Source organism: Pseudomonas sp. NPDC090233, from assembly GCF_044772285.1.
Classification (GTDB): Bacteria; Pseudomonadota; Gammaproteobacteria; order Pseudomonadales; family Pseudomonadaceae; genus Aquipseudomonas.
Genome location: NZ_JBIVYQ010000007.1, coordinates 326,128 through 351,267, shown reverse-complemented (window position 1 = coordinate 351,267; position 25,140 = coordinate 326,128). Strand labels below are relative to the sequence as shown.

Annotated in this window: 15 protein-coding genes; 10 read left to right on the top strand and 5 right to left on the bottom strand. The window is 63.6% G+C overall.

The genetic code is table 11. From position 1 onward, the window contains the following. Positions 1-70 precede the first annotated feature (70 nt). Entirely contained in the window at positions 71-1,066 is a 996-nt protein-coding gene (locus ACIQUF_RS21360) for an alpha/beta fold hydrolase (RefSeq protein ID WP_403135129.1), read from the bottom strand. A gap of 196 nt (positions 1,067-1,262) precedes the next feature. On the opposite strand from ACIQUF_RS21360, the gene metR reads away from it, so the two are divergent. Further along, positions 1,263-2,180, top strand: a complete 918-nt coding sequence (gene metR / locus ACIQUF_RS21355) for a transcriptional regulator MetR (protein ID WP_400800395.1) — start codon at positions 1,263-1,265, stop codon at positions 2,178-2,180. On the opposite strand, the gene ACIQUF_RS21350 is transcribed toward metR, so the two are convergent. Beyond that, positions 2,164-2,577, bottom strand: coding sequence for an NUDIX domain-containing protein (locus ACIQUF_RS21350; protein ID WP_403135127.1), 414 nt, complete (start codon positions 2,575-2,577; stop codon positions 2,164-2,166). The two genes, metR and ACIQUF_RS21350, sit on opposite strands and share 17 nt — an antisense overlap. A 122-nt stretch (positions 2,578-2,699) precedes the next feature. Between ACIQUF_RS21350 and ACIQUF_RS21345 the strand changes: the two genes are divergently transcribed. After that, positions 2,700-6,980 (top strand): DEAD/DEAH box helicase, encoded by a 4,281-nt coding sequence (locus ACIQUF_RS21345; RefSeq protein ID WP_403135125.1) that lies wholly within the window; start codon positions 2,700-2,702, stop codon positions 6,978-6,980. A 238-nt stretch (positions 6,981-7,218) separates the two neighbouring features. Then, the gene (locus tag ACIQUF_RS21340) at positions 7,219-8,838 is read left to right on the top strand and encodes an FMN-binding glutamate synthase family protein (RefSeq protein WP_403135122.1); all 1,620 of its coding nucleotides are present in this window, start codon (positions 7,219-7,221) and stop codon (positions 8,836-8,838) included. A 42-nt stretch (positions 8,839-8,880) separates the two neighbouring features. Here the strand turns inward: ACIQUF_RS21340 and ACIQUF_RS21335 are convergent, their stop codons facing one another. After that, the gene (locus tag ACIQUF_RS21335; RefSeq protein WP_403135120.1) at positions 8,881-10,299 is read right to left on the bottom strand and encodes an amino acid permease; all 1,419 of its coding nucleotides are present in this window, start codon (positions 10,297-10,299) and stop codon (positions 8,881-8,883) included. Positions 10,300-10,691: 392 nt separating this feature from the next. Here ACIQUF_RS21335 and ACIQUF_RS21330 point away from each other — a divergent pair, with 392 nt between their 5' ends. From ACIQUF_RS21330 to ACIQUF_RS21320, 3 genes are all read left to right on the top strand, one after another. Beyond that, positions 10,692-13,829, top strand: coding sequence for a transglycosylase domain-containing protein (locus ACIQUF_RS21330; RefSeq protein WP_403135118.1), 3,138 nt, complete (start codon positions 10,692-10,694; stop codon positions 13,827-13,829). Between the two features lie 89 nt (positions 13,830-13,918). Next, positions 13,919-14,464, top strand: a complete 546-nt coding sequence (locus ACIQUF_RS21325) for a PadR family transcriptional regulator (protein WP_403135113.1) — start codon at positions 13,919-13,921, stop codon at positions 14,462-14,464. Next, positions 14,457-15,215, top strand: coding sequence for a siderophore-interacting protein (locus ACIQUF_RS21320; RefSeq protein WP_403135110.1), 759 nt, complete (start codon positions 14,457-14,459; stop codon positions 15,213-15,215). Before ACIQUF_RS21325 ends, ACIQUF_RS21320 begins: the two co-directional genes overlap by 8 nt. A gap of 119 nt (positions 15,216-15,334) precedes the next feature. Here ACIQUF_RS21320 and ACIQUF_RS21315 read toward each other — a convergent pair whose 3' ends face one another. Beyond that, positions 15,335-15,967, bottom strand: a complete 633-nt coding sequence (locus ACIQUF_RS21315; protein ID WP_403135108.1) for a Pr6Pr family membrane protein — start codon at positions 15,965-15,967, stop codon at positions 15,335-15,337. 1 nt (position 15,968) lies between these two features. Further along, a complete protein-coding gene (locus ACIQUF_RS21310; RefSeq protein WP_095064225.1) occupies positions 15,969-16,190 on the bottom strand; it encodes a VF530 family DNA-binding protein in 222 nt (73 codons plus the stop codon). Positions 16,191-16,357: 167 nt separating this feature from the next. Between ACIQUF_RS21310 and ACIQUF_RS21305 the strand changes: the two genes are divergently transcribed. The 4 genes from ACIQUF_RS21305 to lon all read left to right on the top strand — a co-directional run bounded on the left by ACIQUF_RS21305 (position 16,358) and on the right by lon (position 25,062). Beyond that, positions 16,358-18,403: a TonB-dependent receptor gene (locus ACIQUF_RS21305; RefSeq protein ID WP_403135105.1), complete on the top strand. Its 2,046-nt coding sequence runs from the start codon at positions 16,358-16,360 to the stop codon at positions 18,401-18,403. Between the two features lie 306 nt (positions 18,404-18,709). Next, the gene (locus ACIQUF_RS21300; RefSeq protein WP_403135102.1) at positions 18,710-20,047 is read left to right on the top strand and encodes a carbohydrate porin; all 1,338 of its coding nucleotides are present in this window, start codon (positions 18,710-18,712) and stop codon (positions 20,045-20,047) included. Between the two features lie 28 nt (positions 20,048-20,075). Then, on the top strand, positions 20,076-22,487 hold the full coding sequence (locus ACIQUF_RS21295; RefSeq protein ID WP_403135099.1) for a glucose/quinate/shikimate family membrane-bound PQQ-dependent dehydrogenase: 2,412 nt from the start codon (positions 20,076-20,078) through the stop codon (positions 22,485-22,487). Between the two features lie 148 nt (positions 22,488-22,635). Continuing rightward, complete coding sequence (gene lon, locus ACIQUF_RS21290; RefSeq protein WP_403135098.1) at positions 22,636-25,062, top strand: endopeptidase La; 2,427 nt, start codon at positions 22,636-22,638, stop codon at positions 25,060-25,062. The last annotated feature ends 78 nt before the right edge of the window (positions 25,063-25,140 follow it).

Genomic DNA, 25,140 nt, shown 5'->3' with positions numbered 1-25,140 from the left:
AACACCGGCAAAGCCCGTGCCATCCACCGCGTCGCTTGCTTCGCGGCTGAAGCCGCTCCCACTGAGGTGTTCAAAGACCAGCAATATGCGTGACATCCTGCCGATGCGACTGCAGGTAAGGCAGCACCGCCCCCAGCAACGGCGCCTTGAACTGCTCCTGGAAACGATGCGCCAGCCCCGGAATCAGCCGCAATTGGCTTCCTTGAATATGCGCCGCCAAGTGCACCCCATGCATCACCGGCAGCAGTGGATCGGCCGTGCCATGCACCACCAGGGTCGGCACGCGCAACTGGTTCAGCAGCGCTACCCGGCTTGGTTCAGCGAGGATCGCCATGATCTGGCGTTTGGCGCCATCGGGGTTGAACGCTCGGTCATACGCCAGCGCAGCCTGCTGTAACAGTGCAGCCCGGTCATCGCGTACCTCCGGGCTGCCTAGGGCCGCCAGCAGGTCAGCCTGCTGCTCGATGGCCACTTCCCGATTCGGTGCGCTTCGACGCGCCAACAGTTGCACCAGGGCAGGGTCCGGCGCCGGCAAACCCGCTGCGCCAGAACTGGACATCACCAGCGTCAGGCTACGTACCCGCTCCGGCGCCATCGCCGCCATGTGCTGGGCGATCATGCCGCCCATGCTGACACCCAATACATGAAATTGCCGTATGCCCAATGAATCCATCAGGCCCAGCCCATCTCCCGCCATGTCGGTCAGGGTGTAGGGCGCTGCAACTGGAAAACCCAACTTGTAGCGCAGCAGTTCGACCGTCAGGTTTGCCGAAGGTGGCAGCTGGTTCCACCGTGACAGTCCGACATCGCGATTGTCATAACGAATGACCCGAAAACCCTGGCGGCACAAGGCCTCGACCACATCGTCCGGCCAGTGGATCAATTGCCCACCCAGGCCCATCACCAGCAGCAATGCCGGATCGCGAGGCGCACCGACGCTCTGGTAAACCAGGCTCAGGTCACCCAGCTCAGCCCGTTGAACCGGTACATGAGCATCACAACGCTGATCGGCGAACGTCGCCGGCACGCTGACAAGAAATAAGAAAAACAGCAAAAAAGCCCGCATGAAAGAAACACCAGAATGCAGATCCCCAGTAGAGCGCGAGTCTGATGAATTTAATTCGGGCGCGCTGCCACAGTTCAGTGACAGTTTGATGAACCCTGCCGAGCGGTGCGGCGCAACGTCCAGTCGACAGCTTGGGCAACATGAGAGAAACTCAACTCATCCCTGCTTACTACACAATTATCTCTCGGAGTCAGCCGTGCTGGAGATGCGCCACCTGAAAACCCTTCATGCCCTTCGCGAGGCTGACAGCCTGGTGGAGGCCGCAGAGCGGCTGCACCTGACCCAATCGGCGCTGTCGCACCAGTTCAAGGAACTGGAAGAACGCCTGGGCCTGCCGCTGTTCGTGCGCAAGAGCAAACCGATCCGCTTCACCAGCGCCGGCCTGCGCCTGCTGCAACTGGCCGATGCCACCCTGCCGCTGCTGCGCGGCGCCGAGCGTGACATCGCGCGCCTGGCCGGCGGTACCGCCGGGCGCCTGCACATGGCCATCGAATGCCACAGCTGCTTCCAATGGCTGATGCCGACCATCGATCAGTTCCGCGATGCCTGGCCGGAAGTAGAGCTGGACCTGGCCTCGGGCTTCGCCTTTGCCCCGCTCCCCGCTCTGGCCCGTGGCGACCTGGACCTGGTGGTCACCTCCGACCCCCTCGACCTCGCCGGCATCACCTATGTGCCGCTGTTCACCTATGAAGCCATGCTCGCCGTGGCCAACCAGCATCCGCTGGCCAGCAAGCCCTACATGGTGCCCCAGGATCTGCTGGACCAGACCCTGATCACCTACCCGGTGGAACGCGACCGGCTGGATATCTTCACCCGCTTCCTGGAGCCGGCCGACATCGAACCGGCCGCAGTGCGCACGTCGGAGCTGACGGTGATGATGATGCAGCTGGTGGCCAGCGGCCGCGGTGTGTGCGGTATGCCGCACTGGGCGCTGCACGAGTACAGCTCGCGCGGTTACGTGAAGGGCAAACGCCTGGGCGAGAAAGGCCTGTTCGCCACGCTCTACGCGGCGGTGCGCACCGACATGCTCGATGCACCGTACATGCGTGACTTCCTGCTGACCGCCAAGGACACGTCGTTCGCCACCCTCGACGGGGTCAGCGCGGTACGCTGACGGCCTGGCGGTACAGCGGCAGGATCAGGTCGCGGGTCAGTGGCGCCAGCTCCATGACCGGCGCCTCGTCAGCCGCCAGCCATACCACTTCCTCGATTTCAGCCGCCGGGACCACGGCCTCGGCGCTGTCGACACGGTACAACTCGGCCTGTACTTCGAAGCCGGGCTCATTGGCGGCTGGTGCGCTGAAGCGCCCCAGGTGTACGGCCTGGGCCGGGTCGATACGCAGGCCAAGCTCCTCGTGCAGCTCACGTACGAGCGCCTCTACCGGCGACTCACCGGCATCGATCTTGCCGCCTGGTTGCATGAACGCCAGGGTACCGCGCTTGCGCACAAGCAGGGTGCGGCCTTGCGGGTCGATCAACAGGGCGGCGGCGATACGGATGGTGTCAGGCATGCGGTTATTCTCGTGCGATTCGGGGCGGGCAAGGATCACATGATGACGGAATCAGGGCAACCGACCTGCTGACAGACGAACGGCCACTTGCCAAGCCGCCAGCCAGCCGCCATAACCAAGACATGAACCTGCCCGCCCATCAGCACCCTGTGCTGGAGCTGTTCCACCCCGCCGTCGGCACCTGGTTCCGTCGCCATTTCGCCACGGTCACCGACGCCCAGGCGCGTGCCTGGCCCTTGATCCATGCCGGCCAATCGATGCTGTTGGCCGCACCGACCGGCTCGGGCAAAACCCTGAGTGCGTTTCTCGCGGTGCTCGACGAGCTGTTTCGACAAGGTCTCGAACAGGGCGGTGAATTGCCCGCGCAGACACAGGTCGTTTATGTCTCTCCGCTCAAGGCCCTGTCCAACGACATCCGCCTCAACCTGCAGGCGCCGCTCGAAGGCATCAGTCAGGCACTCGAAGAACAGGGCCTCAAGGCGCCGCGCATCAGTACGGCCGTGCGCACCGGGGATACACCTCAGAAAGAACGCGCAGCCATGCGCAAACGCGCGCCACACATTCTGGTGACCACGCCGGAGTCGCTCTATGTGCTGATGGGCTCGGCATCGGGGCGCGCGGGCTTGACCGGCGTGCACACGGTGATTGTCGATGAAATCCATGCCCTGGCCGGCAACAAGCGCGGCGCGCATCTGGCGCTGACCCTGGAGCGCCTGCAAGTGCTTGCCGGGCGGCCGCTGCGCCGCATCGGCCTGTCCGCCACCCAACGGCCTGTGGAGCGGGTGGCGCAGTTTCTGGTCGGCCACCAGCGCCCCTGCGCCATCGTTGATATCGGCCACGCACGCCAGCGCGACCTGGCCCTCGAAGTCCCGCCAGTGCCCTTGGGCGCGGTGATGGCAACGGACGTGTGGAACCTGGTTTACGACCGCCTGGCAGACCTGGCCCGCGAACACCGCACGACCCTGGTCTTCGTCAACACTCGGCGCCTGGCCGAACGCCTCACCCGCCACCTCAGCGATCGCCTGGGCAAGGAGGCCGTGGCCGCGCATCACGGCAGCCTGGCCAAAGAGCTGCGTCTGGATGCCGAGCAGCGCCTGAAGAATGGCCAGCTGCAGGTACTGGTGGCCACGGCGTCGCTGGAGCTGGGCATCGATATCGGCGATGTCGACCTGGTTTGCCAGATCGCCTCACCCGGTTCGATTGCCGCCTTCCTGCAGCGGGTCGGCCGCTCTGGCCACCAGGTCGAAGGCATCCCCAAAGGGCGCCTGTTCCCGACCTCGCGCGATGACCTGATCGAGTGCGCCGCCCTGCTCGACTGCGTACGTCAGGGCGAGCTCGACCAGTTGCAGATCCCCAAGGCCCCGCTGGACGTGCTGGCCCAGCAGATCGTCGCCGAAACCAGCAACCAGCCCTGGCAGGAGCAGGCGCTGTTCGACTGCCTGCGGCAGGCAACGCCCTACGCCGAACTCGACATCGAGCATTACCAGGCGCTGCTGCGCATGCTCGCCGAAGGCTACAACGGCCGCCAGGGTGTGCGCAGTGCCTACCTGCACCGCGATGCGGTCAGCGGTACTTTACGAGGCCGGAGGGGCAGCCAACTGACCGCCCTGACCAGTGGTGGCACCATTCCGGAAACCGCCGACTACGCCGTGCTTCTGGAGCCGCAAGCGCTGAACATTGGCAGCGTCAACGAGGACTTTGCCGTGGAAAGCATTGCCGGCGACATCTTCCAGCTGGGCAATGCCTCTTATCGCATCGTGCGGGTCGAGGCCGGTCGAGTGCGGGTCGAGGACGCCCATGGGCTGCCGCCGACCATTCCGTTCTGGCTAGGCGAGGCGCCGGGGCGCAGCGACGAGCTGTCGGCTGCCGTGGCCCGCCTGCAGGCACGCATCGATGAGCAACTGGGGTTCAGCAACGGCGAGCTCGCTCCAGTAATGGCATGGCTGCACAGTGCCTATGCGCTGGAAGAGGCCTGCGCCAGCCAACTGCTCGATTACCTGGGGCGCACCCGCGAGGTGCTGGGCGCCCTGCCCTCGCAGCAGACGCTGGTGATGGAGCGGTTTTTCGATGAGTCGGGCGGCACCCAGTTGATCATCCATTCACCCTACGGCAGCCGCCTCAACCGCGCATGGGGCCTGGCCTTGCGCAAGCGCTTCTGCCGCACGTTCAATTTCGAATTGCAGGCTGCGGCCAGCGAAGATGCCATCGTGCTGTCGCTGTCCACCAGCCACAGTTTCGAGCTGGATGAAGTCTGGCGCTACCTGTCCATCCGCAACGCCGAGCAGGTGTTGATCCAGGCGCTGCTCGACGCACCCTTGTTCGGCGTGCGCTGGCGTTGGAACGCCGCCGTTGCAATGGCGCTGCCGCGCTTTGTGGGGGGGCGCAAGGTCGCGCCGCAGATCCAGCGCATGAAAAGCGAGGACCTGATCGCCGCCGTGTTCCCCGACCAGATCGCCTGCCTGGAAAACATCGCCGGTGAACGGCAGATCCCCGATCACCCGCTGGTCGAACAGACCCTCGACGATTGCCTGCACGAAGCGATGGACAGCGAAGGCTGGCTGGCCCTGTTGCGGCGCATGGAAAACGGCGAGATACGCCTCCTTTGCCGCGACCTGCCCGCGCCCTCGCCGCTGGCATCGGCCATTCTCAACGCCAGGCCCTACGCCTTCCTCGATGATGCTCCGCTGGAAGAACGCCGTACCCAGGCGGTGCTCAACCGGCGCTGGAACGAGGTACACAGCAGCGATGACCTGGGCGCGCTGGATGCCGACGCGATCAGCGCCGTCGAGGCCGAGGCCTGGCCGCAACCCAGCAGCACAGACGAGATGCATGAAGCCTTGATGAGCCTCGGCGCCATCAGCCATCGCGAAGTGCAGGCCAATCCCAGCTGGGACTTGTTGCTCAGACAGCTGGCCAAGGCCGGTCGGGCGTTGCGCCTGCCCGTTGAACAGCTGTGGTTGGCGCGCGAGCGCCAGTACCTGCTACAAGCGCTGTATCCGCATGCACGCCTGGAGCCTGCGCTCGATGTGCTTGCTGGCTTCGATCAGCCCATCGACCCGGACAGTGCGTTGACTGAGCTGTTGCGCGCCCGCCTGAGCGGCTACGGCCCGTTGACCCTGGCGCAGATCTCCGCACCCATCGGCAAACCCGAAGCGCATGTCGAACAGGCCTTGGCTCGCCTGGAAGCGGAAGGCTATGTGCTGCGGGGCCATTTCAGCCCTGGGGAAGCTCAGCAGCAGTGGTGCCAGCGCCACCTGCTGGCGCGCATCCATCGCTATACCGTGAAACGCCTGCGCCGGGAAATCGAGCCGGTCAGCCTGCAGGACTTCATGCGTTTTCTGTTCGATTGGCAGCACCTGGCAAGCGACGAACGCTTGCGCGGGCCGCAGGCAGTGGCTGAAGTACTCGAGCAGTTGCAGGGCTTTCCCGTGGCTGCCGGTGCCTGGGAGGCGGAACTGCTGCCAGCGCGAATCAAGGATTACAGCCCGCACTGGCTCGATGATGCCTGCCGCAGCGGGCAGTTTGCCTGGAGCCGCCTGGCGACCACGGTCGCCAGCACCACCTTGGCCAGCACGCCGCTGGTGCTGCTGCCGCGTGAGCATCTGGCGCTTTGGCGCAGCCTGGCACCTGCTCCGACGTTGGATGAATTGCCCCCCCGTGCGCAACGCGTGCATGAGGTATTGCAAACGCAGGGGGCGCTGTTCTTCGACGAACTTACGCACGAAGCCCGTCTATTGCCCAGCGAACTGGAAACGGCCTTGCAAGCGCTGGTGGGCGCCGGTTTGGTGGGTGCCGACAGTTTCACCGGCCTGCGTAGCCTGATTACGCCAGCAGCAAAACGCTCATCGCGCACCAGCAGGCGCGGCCACTCACCGATGTCCAGCAGCATGGCCCATGCGGGACGCTGGGCATTGTTGCGCAGGGCCGCCGCCGCGGTGGACGAAGGCCAGCGCCTGGAACATATCGCCCGTAGCCTGTTGCGCCGTTATGGCGTGATCTGCTGGCGGCTGCTGGAGCGGGAAAGCGATGTGCTGCCACCCTGGCGCGACCTGCTGCGCTGCTACCACCGGTTGGAGGCGCGTGGCGAGATTCGCGGCGGGCGCTTCATTGCCGGGTTGGCCGGGGAGCAGTTTGCCTTGCCGGAAGCGGTCGGGTTGCTGCGCCAAGTGCGACGTCGGGAATTGGACGGCGCGCTGGTGGTGGTCAGTGCCAGCGACCCGCTTAACCTGATTGGGTCATTGTTGCCTGGGGCGAAAGTGCCCGCAGTGGGCGGTAACCGCTTGCTGTACTGCGACGGTGTACCGGTGGCGGTGCGGATTGCCGGGCGCTACGTATTCCTGGCCGAGGCTTCGCCCGAAGATCAACAATCTTGGCGACTGAAGCTTCTGCGCGATACGTTCTGAAGCCGCTACTCCCTGTAGGAGCGGCTTCAGCCGCGAACACCGGCGAAGCCGGTGCCATCTACCGCGTCGCCCGCTTCGCGGCTAAAGCCGCTCCCACAGGGTTTGCGGTGCAGTCGCGCGAAGGTTATGAGAATGATTTTCGATACCCCGAATTTCATTTTCAGCGCCGCACAACCGGGCTATGGTCGGGGTTTGCCCCCAGGCCCTGAGCCTGACCGCGCCATCGTAAGGACCCCGTATGAGCCTGTCACTTCTCAGTCGCTACGCAGTGTTTGCCGCTTGTGTGCTGTTCACCCTGGCGAGCCTGCCGTTCCTCCATCACGAATGGCTGTGGCCGTTCACCCTGACCACCGCAGTGCTCAGCCTGATCGGCCTGTTCGACCTGCTGCAGCAGCGCCACGCGGTGCGCCGCAACTACCCGATCCTTGGCAACATCCGCTACCTGGTCGAGGGCATCCGCCCGGAGATCCGCCAGTACCTGCTGGAGGCCGACAGCGACGCCCTGCCCTTCTCCCGCGCCCAGCGCTCACTGGTGTATGCGCGAGCCAAGAACGAAGCTTCGGATAAACCTTTCGGCACGCTGATCGACGTGTACGAGTCCGGCTTCGAATTCATCGGCCACTCCATGCGCCCGGCGCCGCTGGCCGACCCGGCAAGCTTTCGCATCATCGTCGGCGGGCCGCAGTGCAGCCAGCCCTATTCGGCATCAATCTTCAACATTTCCGCCATGAGCTTCGGCTCGCTCAGCGCCAATGCCATCCGCGCCCTCAACCAGGGTGCCAAGCTGGGCAATTTCCACCATGACACCGGTGAAGGCAGCATCAGCCCCTATCACCGCGAACACGGTGGCGACCTGGTATGGGAATTGGGCAGCGGCTACTTCGGCTGCCGCACGGCGGACGGGCGCTTCGACCCCGAGCGCTTCGCCGCCCAGGCGCGCAGCCCGCAGGTGCGGATGATCGAAATCAAGATGAGCCAAGGCGCCAAGCCCGGCCACGGCGGCATCCTGCCCAAGCACAAGGTCACCCAGGAAATTGCCGAAACCCGCGGCATTCTCATGGGTGAGGACTGCATCTCTCCTTCGCGCCACAGCGCCTTCTCCACGCCCATCGAGATGATGCAGTTCATCGCCCAGCTGCGTGAGCTGTCCGGCGGCAAGCCAGTGGGCTTCAAATTCTGCCTGGGCCACCCGTGGGAGTTCATGGGCATTGCCAAGGCCATGCTGGAAACCGGCATTCTGCCCGACTTCATCGTCGTCGACGGCAAGGAAGGCGGCACCGGCGCGGCACCGGTGGAGTTCACCGACCACATCGGCGTACCGCTGCGTGAAGGCTTGCTGTTCGTGCACAACACCCTGGTCGGCCTGAACCTGCGCGACAAGATCAAGCTGGGCGCCAGCGGCAAGATCGTCAGTGCTTTCGACATTGCCAGCGTGCTGGCCATCGGCGCCGACTGGGCCAACTCGGCGCGTGGCTTCATGTTCGCCATCGGCTGTATCCAGTCGCAGAGCTGCCACACCAACAAATGCCCTACCGGTGTCGCCACCCAGGACCCATTGCGTCAGCGTGCACTAGTGGTGCCGGATAAAGCCCAGCGGGTGTTGAACTTCCACCACAACACCCTGCGCGCACTGGCTGAGATGCTCGCGGCGGCAGGCCTGGAGCATCCGGCACAACTAGAGGCCAAGCACCTGGTCAGACGTGTTTCGGCCACCGAGATCAAGCTGTTCTCGCAGATGCATGTGTTCCTCAAACCGGGCGAATTGCTCACCGGCGAGGTCAATGGACAGTTTTATTCGCGGATGTGGCAGCTGGCGCGGGCCGACAGTTTCGAGCCCAACAGTGAGGTGGCGGCCTGAAAAGATTGGGGCCGCTTTCGCGGCCCCAAGGTTTTTTTCGAATCAGGAAGCGGTACTCGGGACCGCTTGCTGCTCCTTCGGCGCCAGGCGGAAGGTGTAATACAAGGCGGTCAGCAATACCAGAAACGCCGGGCCGATATACAGCGCCACGCGGGTATCTTCGAAGTACGCCATCAGGCCCACCACCAGTACCAGGAAGGCCAGTGCCAGGTAGGAGCTCAGCGGCCACAGCCACATGCGGTACTTCAAAGCCTTGCTTTCGGCCGTCGAAAGCCCGGCGCGGAACTTGATCTGCGCCAGCAGGATCATCACCCAGGTCCAGATCGCACCGAAGGTGGCGATCGAGGTTACCCAGACGAACACCTTTTCCGGTACCAGGTAGTTGGCCAACACGCCCAGCAGCAAGGCACCGATCGACAGCAGCAGCGCGTTGCGCGGCACACCGTTTTTCGAGGTGCGGGCGAACGTGGCGGGCGCCTGGCCGTTCTGCGCCAGGCTGTAGAGCATGCGCCCGGTGCTGAAGATGCCGCCGTTGCAGGACGACAATGCCGCAGTGATGACTACGAAGTTGATGATGCCGGCCGCCGTCTTGATGCCGAGACGCTCGAAGGTCATGACGAAGGGGCTACCCTGGCTACCGATTTCGTTCCACGGGTAGATCGACAGAATCACGAACAGGGCGCCGACGTAGAACAACAGGATGCGCCAGAACACCGAGCCGATGGCCTGCGGGATGGTTTTCTGCGGGTTGCGGGCTTCGCCAGCGGTCAGGCCGATCATTTCGACGCCCAGGTAGGCGAACATCACCATCTGCAGCGACATCAGCACGCCAGTCACACCATTGGGCATGAAGCCGCCATTGCTCCACAGGTTGCCGATACCGACCGCCACGCCGTCGTTACCGAAGCCGAAGGCGATGATGCCAATGCCGCCCAGGACCATTGCGATGATGGTGACGATCTTGATCAGGGCGAACCAGAACTCGAACTCGCCAAACGCCTTGACTGCGATCAGGTTGATCGCACCCATGCTGCCCAGTGCCGCCAAGGCCCAGATCCAGCGCGGCACGTCGGGGAACCAGATACCCATGTAGATGGCCACCGCGGTGATTTCCGCGACGCAGGTCACCAGCCACAGGAACCAGTAGTTCCAGCCGGTGAGGAAGCCCGCCAGCGGGCCGAGGTAGTCCTGGGCATAACGGCTGAACGAGCCGGCGACCGGGTTGTGCACGGCCATCTCGCCAAGGGCGCGCATGATCACCAGGATCGCCAGGCCACCGATAATGTAGGAAAGCATGATCGCGGGGCCAGCCATTTCAATGGCTTTGGCCGAACCGAGGAAAAGACCGACACCGATGCAGGCGCCCAGCGCCATCAGGCGGATGTGCCGTTCGCCCAGTTCACGCTTTAGCGGGCCGCCTTGTGCGGTCTCGCCATGGGCAGGGGGGTTGCCGACTGGCATAGCAATACAACCTCATTTTGTTATTGGATTTGACCTTCGTGCAGCACCGACCTCGCCGATAGGCGAGGCGTTGGCTTGCCAGGCTGGCCTTGTGGGCCGGCCCGTATGCCGGACTAGAGCGTCTGGCATGGCGAAGGGGTCGAGCAGTATAGGAAGCCCGCTGTAGGGCTTTTCACTGTAAATACGTAGAAATTTGGCGAGAAATCCGGGGCGTAAGTGCCGTCCACCGTTCTGCCCAGCCACCCTATCAATATCAACGTAGGAAGAAACCCACACCAAAGGCGCATATCCGACTTTGGATTTCTGCAGTTCCTACAAATTTTTCACCTCCTGCCGTCAGCGTCTAAGCTTCAGACAAGCAAGACGAAAAGTACCTGGCCGGATTGAAGATTATGGGCGCACTGTGGCAATCGGAACCAACCGGAACGGAAGCACCCGAAGCACCTCTGGCCGAGACGCCACAACCCAAGTCCCCCCGTCAGCGTCGGCTGTGGTGGCGGCTGATCCTGCTGATCCTGCTGGTGGCGATCGTCGCCATCGGTTTTGCCGCCTATGACGAATTCCGCACCTCCGACCTGCAGTCGCGGGAATTCAGCAAGCTGGCCACCACCCTGACCTATTCGCTGCAACCCGGCCCGAGCGACGCCATCGTCTACCCGGGCGAAGGGCCGTTCGACAAGCGCCTGGGCTACAGCGCGCTGGGCGAATTCCTGCCACGCCTGCTCAAGCGCGACTACCTGATCAGCGAACAAGTGCACTTCTCCCCAGCGTTGATGAACTACGTCGATCATGGCCTGTTCGCGCCCTACATCGAGAAAATCCAGGCCGGCCTGTCGATCACCGATTGCCGCGGTGACACGCTGTACCAATACAACTACCCGCAACACCTGTACCCGGACTTCGCCGCCATTCCACCGGTGATGGTCAACAGCCTGCTGTTCATCGAGAACCGCGACCTGCTCGACCCGAAAGACCCGAAAAACAACCCGGCGGTCGACTGGCCGCGCTTCGCCAAGGCGGCCTACAGCCAGATCGCCAAATACCTGGCGCTGCCCGGCCAGTCCGCCGGCGGCAGCACCCTGGCCACCCAACTGGAGAAGTACCGCCACTCACCGGATGGCCTGACGGTCTCCGGCGCCGAGAAGATCCGCCAGATGATTTCCGCCAGTGTGCGCGCCTACCAGGGTGGCCCCGACACCACCGAGGCCCGCCAGCGTATCGTGCGTGACTACCTGAACAGCGTGCCGCTGTCGGCGGTGCCTGGCCACGGCGAAGTGCATGGCATGGCCGAAGGCCTGCGGGTGTGGTACGGCGCCGACTTCGACCAGGTCAACCAGGCCCTGACTTCAACTGCGACTGACGCCGACAGCATGGCCGCTCGCGGCTTGGCCCTGCGCCAGGTACTGTCGCTGATGATCGCCCAACGCGGCCCTTCGCATTACCTGTCCAAAGGCCGAGTGGAGCTTGCCGAGCTCACCGACTCGCACATCCGCGTACTCGCCGCCAACGGCATCGTCGATCGCCCGTTGGCCGAGGCGGCGCTGGCCAGCAAAGCGGTGTACCGCGACTGGGTGGCACAGCCGACCATCGTGCCGATCATCACCAACAAAGGCATCAGCCTGGCGCGCAACCGCCTGGCGGCCATGCTCAACCGCCCGCTGTACGACCTCGACCGCCTCGACGTCTCAGCCACCAGTACCTTGCAGGCCGATCTGCAGTTGCAGGCCAGTCAATACCTGAAGAACCTCGCTGACCCTGAGTTCGCTGCGCAGATGGGCCTGATCGGCGAGCGCCTGCTGACCACCAAGACCACCGACCAGGTGCGCTACAGCTTCACCCTGTTCGAGCGCACCGCCGATGGCTCACGGGTGCGGGTGCAGACCGACAGCACCGATCAGCCGTTCGACATCAACGAAGGCAGCAAGCTGGAACTGGGCTCGACGGCCAAGCTGCGGGTGCTCACCACCTACCTGGAGATCATCGCCGAGTTGCACGACAAGTACGCCGGCAAGCCTGCCGCGGAGCTCAAGAAAGTCGAAGTCGCCGAGCTCGACCGCATCACCCAGTGGTCGCTCGAATGGCTGGCGCAGAACAGCAAGAACCAGAGCCTGGACGCCATGCTCGACGCCGCGCTCGATCGCAAGTATTCGGCCAACACCGGCGAAGCCTTTTTCACCGGCGGCGGCATGCATGTGTTCAACAACTTCCGCAAGGAAGACAACAGCCGCAACCCGACGCTCAAGGACGCCCTGCGCGAGTCGATCAACCTGCCGTTCATCCGCCTGATGCGCGACCTGGTGCGCTACGTCACCTACCAGCAGCCGTTCAACCGCGTGCCGCTGCTCAAGGACGACGCCGACCCGCGTCGCCAGGAGTACCTCGCCCGTTTCGCCGACAAGGAAGGCACCAATTACCTGATGCGCTTCTGGAAAAAATACCAGCGCAAGACTTCGCAACAACGCCTGGACACCTTCCTCGACAGCATGCGCGTCACCCCGCAGCGCCTGGCGGCAGTCCACCGCTACCTGTTCCCTGAAGCCGGCCAGGAAACCTTCAATGCGTTCGTCCGCGCCCATAGCAAGGAAGACAAGAAAGCGCTGGCCAAACTCACCGACGGCCGCCTGGTGGAAATGTACGAAGCTTACGGCCCAGGCAAATACGACCTGCCCGACCAAGGCTATATCGCCAAGGTCCACCCGTTGGACCTTTGGCTGCTCGGCTACCTGCTGAAGAATCCCAGCGCAACGCTGACCGAGATGGTCAATGCCAGCCGCTTCGAGCGCCAGGAAGTCTATGGCTGGCTGTTCAAGAGCCGCCATCAGGGCGCCCGTGACAGCCGCATCCGCACGATGGTCGAGATCGAAGCCTTCCTCGACATTCACCAGCGCTGGAAACGCGTGGGTTACCCGTTCGACCATCTGGTGCCGTCGCTGGCTACCGCCATTGGCAGCTCCGGCGACCGTCCGGCGGCGCTCTCCGAACTGGTGGGCATCATCCAGAATGACGGCGTGCGCCTGCCTACCCTGCGCATCGACACCCTGCACTTCGCCGCCGATACACCTTACGAAACCAAGCTGAACAGCGACCCCGACCGTGGCGTGCGGATTCTTCCGGTGGAAGTGGCCCGGGCGCTCAAGGGGGCGATGTCGCAAGTGGTCGACGCGGGCACGGCGCGGCGTATCTCCGGCAGCTTCAAGCTGCATGACGGCACCCCGCTGGTGATGGGCGGCAAGACCGGCACCGGCGACAACCGCATCGAAAGTTTCGGCACCGGCGGCCGGCTCATAGGCTCACGTTCACTTAACCGGACCGCCACCTTCGTATTCTTCCTCGGCGACAACCACTTCGGCACGTTGACCGCCTTCGTCCCCGGGCGCTCGGCCGAGGCGTTCAAGTTCACTTCGGCGCTGCCGGTTCAGGTGCTCAAGGGCATGGCGCCGATCCTCATGCCCTATCTGGAACCGGGCAACCCCAACGAATGCAAACCGCCACAGGTGGCGATGCATACCAGTGATCAATCGAAGATCTAGATGATAATCATCAGCATTTGATGGCTTGTGTTTAGATATATCTTGAGTAATATCTTGCGATATATCTAACCACTCGGAGCCTCATCTACATGCGTGACCACTCCGCCCATGACCCTTTCGAGCGTCGTCCCAGCCGCGGTGAGCGCGGCCCACGGGTATTCGCTCCGGGTGACCTGAAACTACTGATGCTGTCCCTTCTGGCCGAACAACCGGGGCATGGCTACGACTTGATTCGCCAGATCGAAAACCTGTTCGACGGCAGCTATACGCCCAGCCCTGGGGTCATCTACCCGACCCTCAATTTTCTTGAAGAAGCCGAGCTGATCAGCGGCCAGGTGCATGGCAGCAAACGCCTCTACGCCATCACCGCAGCCGGCCGCAGCGCCCTCGCCGATCAGGTCGTCGCCCTCGACGGCGTGCGCATGCGCATCGAAGTCAGCAAGCGCGCCCTGCGTGGCCACGACCGCCCGCCAGAGATTCATGAAGCAGTCGGCAACTTGCGCCATGCCCTGCACATGCACAGCGGCCGCTGGCCCCCGGAAGAAATCGAACGGGTTCGCACGCTGCTCAACGAAACCGCCAAGGCCATTGCCTCCGGGCCGGCTCAAGCTGCCATGGAGAATTCCCATGAGTGACACCATCCACCGCGTCAACCACGAAATCCGCCAACGTTGCCTGCACGTGTTGCGGGTCACCGACCTGACCCCGCGCATGCGCCGCATCACCCTTGGCGGCGAAGAACTGCAAGGTTTCACCAGCCTTGGCACGGACGACCACATCAAGTTGCTGTTCGCCGAAACCGCCGAACAGCAACAGGCCATCGACGCCCGTAACCTGGGCCGCGACGGCGGTGCCCGGCCGACCATGCGCGAGTACACGCCACGGCGGATCGACCTGATTGCCAATGAGCTGGACATCGACTTCGTGCTGCACGGCGACGGCCCTGCGTCGACTTGGGCGGCGCAAGCTGCGCCAGGGCAGACCCTGAACATCGCCGGGCCGCGGGCTTCGATGGTGGTGCCGGATATCTTTGACAGCTACCTGCTGATTGGCGATGAGACGGCCATTCCGGCGATCGGGCGGCGTCTGGAGGAACTGCCTGCAGGACGCCGGGTGCTGGCGGTGATCCAGATCGAAGATGAGCACGAGCGCCAGCCGCTGCCGAGCAAGGCTGAGGTGGAGGTCATCTGGGTCAAGCGCAGTGAAGATCTGCTGGCATTGCTGCATGGGCTGAATTTGCCTGATGGCAAGCTGTATAGCTGGGTGGCGCTGGAAAAAGCGCTGACCCGCCAGGCCAAGGCGCTGCTGCTGGAGAAAGGGGCTGCGGAAGATTCCCTCAAGGCTGCAGCTTATTGGCGAGCTGACGGGACTGCTGACGACGAGTAATCTGCGTCGTCAGGTCCGGCCCTTTCGCGGCTGAAGCCGCTCCTACAGGTACCCCACTGTCCTCAGGTTCAGTGGGGTACCTGTAGGAGCGGCTTCAGCCGCGAAGAGGCCGGCACAGGCTAAACAAGCCGCCGCCCTTGCCACCGATCCAGCCCCAACAGCACCAACCCAATCCCCCAGAACCCCGCCAGCACCCCGAGCGCATTGAGCATCACCTGCCCATACCCCAGGCTCGCCACGTCGATGAACGGATAGGCATACATGCCAATCTCGCTCCCTCGCCACAACGCGTAAGCAAAGTACACCGCCGGGTACAGTGCCCAGACCGCAAGGTGCCAGAGCCGCAAATGCCCCTTGGGCACCGCGAACCACCAGTACAGCACGTACAGCGCAGGCATCACATCGTGCAGCAACTCATCCGCCAGCCACTGCCACCCCTGCGGTTGCCACAGGTGGCGCAGCAACACGCTGTAAGCCAGCGCCGCCAGCACGATGCTGGCGGCTACCGCTGAACTCACCGAAGGCATCAGGAAGAAGCGCTTGGCGCGCGATTCGCGCCCGAAGGCCGCGTAGCTGAGCACCGTCGCCACCAGGGTGTTGGTCAGCACCGTGAAATAACCGAACACATTGATCAGCCCGCCGATCAGGCTGGCCTGCTCCTGCCAGCGCGCCACCAGCACCAAGTATATCTGCACCGTCAAGCCCAGCCAGCCGAGCACGGCGGCCAGGGTCAACCAGGGATGACGCGGCATCTCAGGCGTTGCGCTGCAGCTTCACGTACAGCTGCTCGACCTTCTCCCGCGCCCACGGCGTTTTGCGCAGGAAGGTCAGGCTCGACTTGATGGTCGGGTTGCTCTTGAAGCAGCGCACATCAACCCGCTCGGCCAGGCCCTGCCATTGGTAGTGCGCCACCAGCTCGGTGAGGATCTGTTCGAGGGTCTTGCCGTGCAGCGCGTTGTGTTGGGCCGTGCTCATGCCAGTGCTCCAGCGTTTGAAAGATGCGCACCTTACACGAGTGTAGTGGCGAAGAGGCGCAGTACCCCATGACAAAAACCGCTGGCAATCGATAAAAGCTCTGTGCTGAAATAGTGATGTTATACAGTAACAATACAAAAGCCTCTGCCAAGGACCGTCACTTTCCCATGTTGTGCTCATCACTGCGCCTCTCACCCCTCGCCGTCGCCCTCTGGTTGGCTTCATCGCCCAGCCACGCCGTGGAACTCGAACCCCAGGTCATCACCGCCAACCCATTGGGTAATCGCCAGCTAGCCGCCCCGAGCACCGTGCTCGAAGGCGATGACCTGCTGCAACAACAGCACGGCAGCCTCGGTGAAACCCTCAACAAACAGCCAGGTGTGGCCTCCACCTGGTTCGGCCCCGGCGCCAGCCGCCCGGTAATCCGTGGCCTGGATGGCGACCGTATCCGCATTCTGCGCAACGGCGTCGGCGCCCTGGATGCCTCGGCGCTGTCCTACGATCACGCGGTACCGCTGGACCCGGTCACCGTCGAGCGCGTCGAAATCGTTCGTGGCCCGGCCGCCCTGCTGTACGGCGGCAACGCCATCGGCGGCGTGGTAAACACCTTCGACAACCGCATCCCCGATGCACCGATCGAGGGCATCCACGGCGCTGGCGAACTGCGCTACGGCGGCGCCGACACCACACGCAGCAGCGCCGGTAAGCTGGAAGCCGGCGACGGCACTTTTGCCCTGCACCTGGACGCCAACAGCCGCCAGTTCAACGACTTGCGCATCCCTGGCTATGCCCGCAGTTCCAAGGTTCGCGACGCCGACGAGCCCGGCAGCAAACATCGCCTTGAGAACAGCGACGGTCGCCAGGACGGCGGCGCGATTGGCGGTTCCTATCACTGGGATCACGGCTACGCGGGGCTTTCCTACAGCCGTTACGACAGCAACTACGGTTCGGTGGCCGAATCGGGCGTGCGCCTGGACATGAAACAGGATCACTACGCGTTCGCCTCCGAACTGCGTGACCTCGATGGCCCGTTCAGCTCGGTCAAGGTCGATGCCGGCTACACCGACTACGAGCACAGCGAGATCGAAGAAGGCGAGGTGCACACCACCTTCAAGAACAAAGGCTACGAGGCGCGCATCGAGGCCCGCCACCAGCCGATCGGCCCGCTTGAGGGCGTGATTGGTGCGCAGGTCAGCCGCAACGAGTTTTCGGCGCTGGGTGAAGAAGCCTTCGTGCCACATACCGATACCGACAGCCTGGCGCTGTTCATGCTCGAACAATGGCAGGCCACCGAGCGCCTCAACCTGAGCCTCGGCGCGCGCCTGGAACATACCCGCGTCGACCCGGATGCCAAGGGCAACGAGAATTTCGTCGACGCCGACAGCGCCAGCAGCTTCAACGCCTTCAGCCTGTCGTCAGGCGCCGTGTATCAGCTCGACCCGGTATGGGCGCTGGCGGCCAACCTCGGTTACACCGAACGTGCGCCGACGTTCTACGAGCTGTACGCCAACGGCGCCCACGTCGCCACCGGGGCTTACGAAGTGGGCGATGCCAGCCTGAACAAAGAGAAAGCCATCTCCGCCGACCTGGCGTTGCGCTTCGACAACGGCACTCACAAGGGCAGTGTCGGGGTGTTCTATAGCCACTTCCGCAATTACATCGGGCTGATCGGCACGGGCAACCTGCGCGAAGGGCATGACCACGACCATGATGACGAGGATCACGACCACGATCATGACGACGGCGGCTTCCCCGAGTATCAGTACCAGGGCGTAAGGGCACGCTTCTACGGCATCGAAGCCCAGGACCGCTGGCAACTGGTCGAAAACCGCTACGGCAGCTTTGCGCTGGAGCTGTCGGGTGATTACACCCGGGCCAAGAACCTCGACAGCGGCGAGCCGTTGCCACGTATTGCACCGCTGCGGCTGAACAGCGGGCTGGTCTGGGAACTGGACCGCTGGCAGGCCCGGGTGGATGTGCAGCATGCGGCGTCGCAACACCGCAAGCCCGACAATGAAACCAGTACCGATGGCTATACCACGCTTGGCGCGAGTGTCGGCTACAAGTTCGACATCGGCCAGAGCCAATGGCTGGCGTTCGTGCGCGGGGAGAACCTGACGGATCAAACGGTGCGCTATGCCAGTTCGATTTTGCGGGATATCGCGCCAGCGCCAGGGCGCAGCGTTGAGGTAGGGTTGCGTACAACCTTCTGATTTCAGATTGCTGGATGACCCAGTGGGAGCGGCTTCAGCCGCGAAGCGAGCGACGCGATGGCTGGCACCGGCTTCGCCGGTGTTCGCGGCTGAAGCCGCTCCCACCGTTCACATAAAACCTACATTGTTGCCCATTCGGTAATAATTACCTGCGACAATTTGTCTTTTTTTCTTACAAATTCCCCTATATCCTCCCCGCCGCAAGCTGAATCGCTTCACTCACCTATCCCTGTCGCCATTTCCATCGAAGAGCCCGCTCCTCGGTGCGCTTGCCGTTTTTCAATAATCAAAAGATAGCGCTATCTCATGCTTAGAACCCGCTACACCGGCCCTGCCCTGATTGCCCTCGCCGCCAGCCTGTCACCTGGCGTCAGCGCCAGCGACATGTTCGCCAGCGACTCCCCCTGGATGCTCGGCGACTGGGGCGGCACCCGCAGCGAGCTGCTGGAAAAAGGCTACGACTTCACCCTCGGCTACACCGGCGAGATGGGCAGCAACCTGCACGGAGGCTACGACCACGACCGCACGGCGCGCTACAGCGACCAGTTCACCTTCGGCAGCCACCTGGACCTGGAGAAAATCCTCGGCTGGCACGACACCGAGCTGCAGCTGACCATCACCGAACGCCACGGTGACAACATCAGCAACGACCGCATCAACGACCCGCGCGTTGGCGGTTTCACCTCCGCCCAGGAAGTCTGGGGCCGTGGCGAAACCTGGCGGCTGACGCAGATGTGGATCAAGCAGAAATACTTCGATGGCGCCCTGGACGTGAAAATCGGTCGCTTCGGCGAGGGTGAGGACTTCAACAGCTTCCCTTGCGACTTCCAGAACCTGGCCTTCTGCGGCTCGCAGGTGGGCAACTGGGTCGGCGGCATCTGGTACAACTGGCCGGTCAGCCAGTGGGCGCTGCGCGTGCGCTACAACTTGAACGATGCGCTCTACGCCCAGATCGGCGTGTTCGAGCAGAACCCCTCCAACCTTGAATCCGGCAACGGTTTCAAGCTTAGCGGCAGCGGCACCCAGGGCGCAGTCATGCCGATCGAACTGGTCTGGAGCCCACGGGTCAATGGCCTGAAAGGGGAATATCGCGCCGGGTACTACTACAGTAATGCCAAGGCACAGGACGTTCTAAAGGACAGCAACGGCCAGCCGGCCGCCATCAGTGGCGCCGCCTACCGCAGCAGTTCGAGCAAGCACGGCCTGTGGATCGGCGCCCAGCAACAGGTCACCTCGCTCGCTTCCGACCAGTCGCGCGGCCTGAGCCTGTTCGCCAACGCCACGGTGCACGACAAGAAGACCAATGCCATCGACAACTATGTGCAGGCAGGACTGGTATACAAGGGGCCCTTCGACGCCCGCGCCAAGGACGACATCGGTTTCGCCCTCGCCCGCGTGCACGTCAACCCCGGCTATCGCAAGAACGCCCGCCTGGCCAATCAGGCCGCAGGCCTCGACGACTATGACAACCCCGGTTTCCTCCCTGTACAGGACACCGAATACAGCGCCGAGCTGTATTACGGCATTCACCTGGCCGACTGGCTCACGGTACGCCCGAACCTGCAGTACATCCGCCATCCGGGCGGGGTGTCGCAGGTCGACGATGCCCTGGTCGGCGGCCTGAAGATCCAAAGCACTTTCTGACAATCATTCACCTAACGGAGAACATACGATGAGCACTGACGGTGCCAAGAATGGAAGCCGCTGGCTACCGCGCCTGCTGGGCGTGTTGCTGTTGCTGATGGGCCTGGCCCTGCTGGCAGGCGGCATCAAGCTGAGCCAGCTGGGCGGGTCGCTGTATTACCTGATCGCCGGTATCGGCTTCGCCCTGTCGGGCGTCCTGCTGCTGGCCCAGCGCCGCCTGGCCCTGGGCCTGTACGGCCTGGTGCTGCTGGGCAGCACCGCGTGGGCGCTGCTGGAAGTGGGCCTGGACTGGTGGCAACTGGTGCCACGCCTGGCCATCTGGTTCGCCATTGGCGTGGTACTGCTGCTGCCGTGGGCGCGTCGCCCGCTGACCGGGCCGGCCAACAAGGCCAATATGGCCCTGCTCAGTGTTGCAGTAGTGGCCTCCGGCGCCTGCGCGCTGGGCAGCCAGTTCACCCACCCGGGTGAAGTGTTCGGCGAACTGGGCCGCGACAACAGTGAAATGGGCAGCGCCGCCCCGGCCATGCCGGACGGTGACTGGCAAGCCTATGGCCGCACCGAACACGGCGACCGTTATTCGCCGCTGCGCCAGATCACCGCGCAGAATGCTTACCGCCTGGAAGAGGCCTGGCGCATCCGCACCGGTGACCTGCCCACCGACAACGACCCGGTGGAGCTGACCAACGAAAACACCCCGCTGAAGGCCAACGGCATGCTGTACGCCTGCACCGCCCACAGCAAGGTGCTGGCCCTGGACCCGGACACCGGCGCCGAGATCTGGCGCTACGACCCGCAGATCAAGACCCCAGTCGGCACGTTCAAGGGCTTTGCTCACATGACCTGCCGCGGCGTCTCGTACTACGACGAGAACAGCTACGTCAGCCGCGATGGCAGCCCTGCGCCAAAAGTCTCTGACGCAGGCCAGGCCGTCGCCCAGGCCTGCCCGCGCCGCCTCTACCTGCCGACCGCCGACGCTCGCCTGATCGCCATCAACGCCGACAACGGCAAAGTCTGCGAAGGCTTCGCCAACCAGGGCGCGATCGACCTGACCACCGGTATCGGCCCGTTCACTGCCGGCGGTTACTACTCGACCTCGCCCGTGGCGGTCACCCGCAGCCTGGTGATCATCGGCGGCCATGTCACCGACAACGAATCGACCAACGAGCCATCCGGCGTAATCCGCGCCTATGACGTGCACGACGGCCGCCTGGTGTGGAACTGGGACAGCAACAACCCGGACGACACCAAGCCACTGGCTCCAGGCAAGACCTACAGCCGCAACTCGGCCAACATGTGGTCGCTGGCCAGCGTCGATGAAGACCTGGGCATGGTCTACCTGCCGCTGGGCAACCAGACCCCTGACCAGTACGGCGCCAACCGTACCCCAGGCGCCGAGAAGTACAGCGCCGGCGTGGTCGCCCTGGACCTGGCCACCGGCAAGGCGCGCTGGAACTACCAGTTCACCCACCACGACCTGTGGGACATGGACGTCGGCAGCCAGCCAACCCTGGTGCACCTGAAGACCAAGGACGACGTCAAACCCGCGATCATCGTGCCGACCAAGCAGGGCAGCCTGTACGTGCTCGACCGCCGCGACGGCACGCCGATCGTGCCGATCCGCGAGATCCCGGTGCCGCAGGGCGCGGTCAAGGGTGACCACACCGCACCGACCCAGGCCCGCTCCGACCTCAACCTGCTCGGCCCGGACCTGACCGAACAGTCCATGTGGGGCGCCACACCGTTCGACCAGATGCTGTGCCGTATCCAGTTCCGCGAACTGCGCTACGAAGGCCAGTACACCCCGCCATCCGAGCAAGGCTCGCTGGTCTACCCGGGCAACGTCGGCGTGTTCAACTGGGGCGGCGTCTCGGTCGACCCCGTGCGCCAGCTGCTGTTCACCTCGCCCAACTACATGGCCTTCGTGTCGAAGATGGTACCCCGAGAGCAAGTTGCCGCCGGCAGCAAGCGCGAAAGCGAGACCAGCGGCGTGCAGCCGAACACCGGCGCGCCATACGCGGTGATCATGCACCCGTTCATGTCGCCGCTGGGCGTACCGTGCCAGGCACCGGCCTGGGGTTACGTGGCAGCCATCGACCTGTTCACCAACAAGGTGGTGTGGAAGCGCAAGAACGGCACCACCCATGACAGCACCCCGGTGCCGATCGGCCTGCCCGTCGGCGTACCGAGCATGGGCGGTTCGATCGTCACTGCCGGTGGCGTCGGCTTCCTCAGCGGCACCCTAGACCAGTACCTGCGCGCCTATGACGTGAACGACGGCAAGGAACTGTGGAAAGCCCGCCTGCCAGCGGGTGGCCAGGCCACACCAATGACCTACAGCGGCAAGGACGGCAAGCAGTACGTGCTGATCGTCGCCGGTGGCCATGGCTCGCTGGGTACCAAGATGGGCGATTACATCATCGCTTACAAACTCGCCGACTAAGCTTCAAGCGGCAAGCTGCAAGTAGCAAGAGAAAGCGGGGCCTGCACGGTCCCGCTTTTTTCTTGCAGCTTCAAGCATGAAGCTAGAAGCTTGAAACCCATCCCACCGCGCCCCATCTAAGCACCATAGTCATTCACGCAGGTGCCCCATGAGCGACCAGCAGGATTTCCCGGAACAACCCGACGAACACAGCGAAGTCGAACACCTCGATGCCCAGGCCGAAGCCGGTCATGGCCACGCCCTCGCCCTTCCCGGCCAGCAATTGCCGGACAAGGTCTACGTGATCCCGATTCACAACCGCCCATTTTTCCCGGCCCAGGTGCTGCCGGTCATCGTCAATGAAGAGCCGTGGGCCGAAACCCTCGACCTGGTGGCCAAGTCCCCGGACCACTGCCTGGCGCTGTTCTTCATGGACACCCCGCCGGAAGACCACCGCCACTTCGACACCTCGGCCCTGCCGGAATACGGCACCCTGGTCAAGGTGCACCATGCCAGCCGTGAAAACGGCAAGCTGCAGTTCGTCGCCCAAGGCCTGACGCGCGTGCGTATCCGCACCTGGCTCAAGCACCATCGCCCGCCGTATCTGGTCGAGGTTGAGTACCCGCGCCAGCCAAGCGAGCCGACCGATGAGGTCAAGGCCTACGGCATGGCCCTGATCAACGCGATCAAGGAGCTGCTGCCGCTCAACCCGCTGTACAGCGAAGAGCTGAAGAATTACCTCAACCGCTTCAGCCCCAACGACCCGTCCCCGCTCACCGACTTTGCCGCCGCACTCACTTCGGCCACCGGCAACCAGCTGCAGGAAGTGCTCGACTGCGTGCCCATGCTCAAGCGCATGGAGAAAGTGCTGCCGATGCTGCGCAAGGAAGTCGAAGTCGCGCGCCTGCAGAACGAGATCTCGGCCGAGGTCAACCGGCAGATCGGCGAGCACCAGCGCGAGTTCTTCCTCAAGGAGCAGCTCAAGGTCATCCAGCAGGAGCTGGGCCTGACCAAGGACGACCGCAGCGCCGACCTCGAACAGTTCGAACAGCGCCTGCAAGGCAAGACCCTGCCGGCGCAGGCTAAAAAGCGCATCGATGAAGAAATGGCCAAGCTGGCCATCCTCGAAACCGGCTCGCCGGAATATGCCGTGACGCGCAACTACCTGGAATGGGCCAGCGCCTTGCCCTGGGGCGTGTACGGCAAGGACAAACTTGACCTCAAGCATGCGCGCAAAGTGCTCGACCAGCACCACGCCGGCCTGGACGACATCAAGGAACGCATCCTCGAATTCCTCGCTGTAGGCGCCTGGAAAGGCGAGATCAGCGGCTCGATCGTGTTGCTGGTGGGCCCGCCCGGCGTGGGCAAGACCAGCATCGGCAAGTCCATCGCCGAATCCCTCGGCCGGCCGTTCTACCGTTTCAGTGTCGGCGGCATGCGCGACGAAGCAGAGATCAAGGGCCACCGTCGCACCTACATCGGCGCCCAGCCAGGCAAGCTGGTGCAGGCGCTGAAGGATGTCGAGGTGATGAACCCGGTGATCATGCTCGACGAAATCGACAAGATGGGCCAGAGCTACCAGGGCGACCCGGCCTCGGCGCTGCTGGAAACCCTCGACCCCGAGCAGAACGTCGACTTCCTCGACCATTACCTGGACCTGCGCCTGGACCTGTCCAAGGTGCTGTTCGTGTGTACCGCCAACACCCTGGATTCGATCCCCGGCCCGTTGCTCGACCGGATGGAAGTGATCCGCCTGTCCGGTTACATCACCGAAGAAAAACTGGCCATCGCCAAGCGCCACCTGTGGCCCAAGCAGCTGGAAAAGGCCGGTGTGGCCAAGACCAGCCTGAGCATCAGCGACAGCGCGCTGCGCCTGGTGATCGAGGGTTACGCCCGCGAAGCCGGCGTGCGCCAGCTGGAAAAACAACTGGGCAAACTGGTGCGCAAGGCCGTGGTCAAGCTGCTTGAAAACCCGGATGCCAAGCTGAAGATCGGCCCAAAGGACCTGGAGGCCTCACTCGGCATGCCAGTGTTCCGTAGTGAGCAGGTGCTCGCTGGCAAGGGGGTGATCACCGGCCTGGCCTGGACCAGCATGGGCGGTGCGACCCTGCCGATCGAAGCCACCCGCATTCATACCCTGAACCGCGGCTTCAAGCTGACCGGCAAGCTGGGTGACGTGATGAAGGAATCCGCCGAGATCGCCTACAGCTACGTGAGCTCCAACCTCAAGCAGTTTGGCGGTGATCCGGGCTTCTTCAACGAAGCGTTCATTCACCTGCACGTGCCCGAAGGCGCCACGCCCAAGGACGGCCCGAGTGCCGGCATCACCATGGCCAGTGCCCTCCTTTCGCTGGCCCGCGACCAGGCGCCGAAGAAGGGTGTGGCCATGACCGGCGAGTTGACCCTTACCGGGCAGGTGCTGCCGATTGGCGGGGTGCGCGAAAAGGTAATTGCGGCGCGGCGGCAGAAGATCTTCGAGCTGATTCTGCCGGAGCCGAACCGCGGCGATTTCGAAGAGTTGCCGGAGTACTTGCGTGAAGGGCTGACCGTGCACTTTGCCAAGCGCTTTGCCGACGTGGCCAAGGTTCTCTTTTAACTGCACCAGCCTCTTCGCGGCCTTGCCCGCGAAGAGGCCGGCACTGGCCACACAATACCCTACGAACTTCGGTTATCC

Excerpts from the sequence above, each read along its gene's own strand:
- ACIQUF_RS21360 (WP_403135129.1), bottom strand. The coding sequence starts at position 1,066 with ATGCGGGCTTTTTTGCTGTTTTTCTTATTTCTTGTCAGCGTGCCGGCG.
- ACIQUF_RS21350 (WP_403135127.1), bottom strand. The coding sequence starts at position 2,577 with ATGCCTGACACCATCCGTATCGCCGCCGCCCTGTTGATCGACCCGCAA.
- ACIQUF_RS21345 (WP_403135125.1), top strand. The coding sequence starts at position 2,700 with ATGAACCTGCCCGCCCATCAGCACCCTGTGCTGGAGCTGTTCCACCCC.
- ACIQUF_RS21340 (WP_403135122.1), top strand. The coding sequence starts at position 7,219 with ATGAGCCTGTCACTTCTCAGTCGCTACGCAGTGTTTGCCGCTTGTGTG.
- ACIQUF_RS21335 (WP_403135120.1), bottom strand. The coding sequence starts at position 10,299 with ATGCCAGTCGGCAACCCCCCTGCCCATGGCGAGACCGCACAAGGCGGC.
- ACIQUF_RS21330 (WP_403135118.1), top strand. The coding sequence starts at position 10,692 with ATGGGCGCACTGTGGCAATCGGAACCAACCGGAACGGAAGCACCCGAA.
- ACIQUF_RS21325 (WP_403135113.1), top strand. The coding sequence starts at position 13,919 with ATGCGTGACCACTCCGCCCATGACCCTTTCGAGCGTCGTCCCAGCCGC.
- ACIQUF_RS21320 (WP_403135110.1), top strand. The coding sequence starts at position 14,457 with ATGAGTGACACCATCCACCGCGTCAACCACGAAATCCGCCAACGTTGC.
- ACIQUF_RS21315 (WP_403135108.1), bottom strand. The coding sequence starts at position 15,967 with ATGCCGCGTCATCCCTGGTTGACCCTGGCCGCCGTGCTCGGCTGGCTG.
- ACIQUF_RS21310 (WP_095064225.1), bottom strand. The coding sequence starts at position 16,190 with ATGAGCACGGCCCAACACAACGCGCTGCACGGCAAGACCCTCGAACAG.
- ACIQUF_RS21305 (WP_403135105.1), top strand. The coding sequence starts at position 16,358 with ATGTTGTGCTCATCACTGCGCCTCTCACCCCTCGCCGTCGCCCTCTGG.
- ACIQUF_RS21300 (WP_403135102.1), top strand. The coding sequence starts at position 18,710 with ATGCTTAGAACCCGCTACACCGGCCCTGCCCTGATTGCCCTCGCCGCC.
- ACIQUF_RS21295 (WP_403135099.1), top strand. The coding sequence starts at position 20,076 with ATGAGCACTGACGGTGCCAAGAATGGAAGCCGCTGGCTACCGCGCCTG.
- lon (WP_403135098.1), top strand. The coding sequence starts at position 22,636 with ATGAGCGACCAGCAGGATTTCCCGGAACAACCCGACGAACACAGCGAA.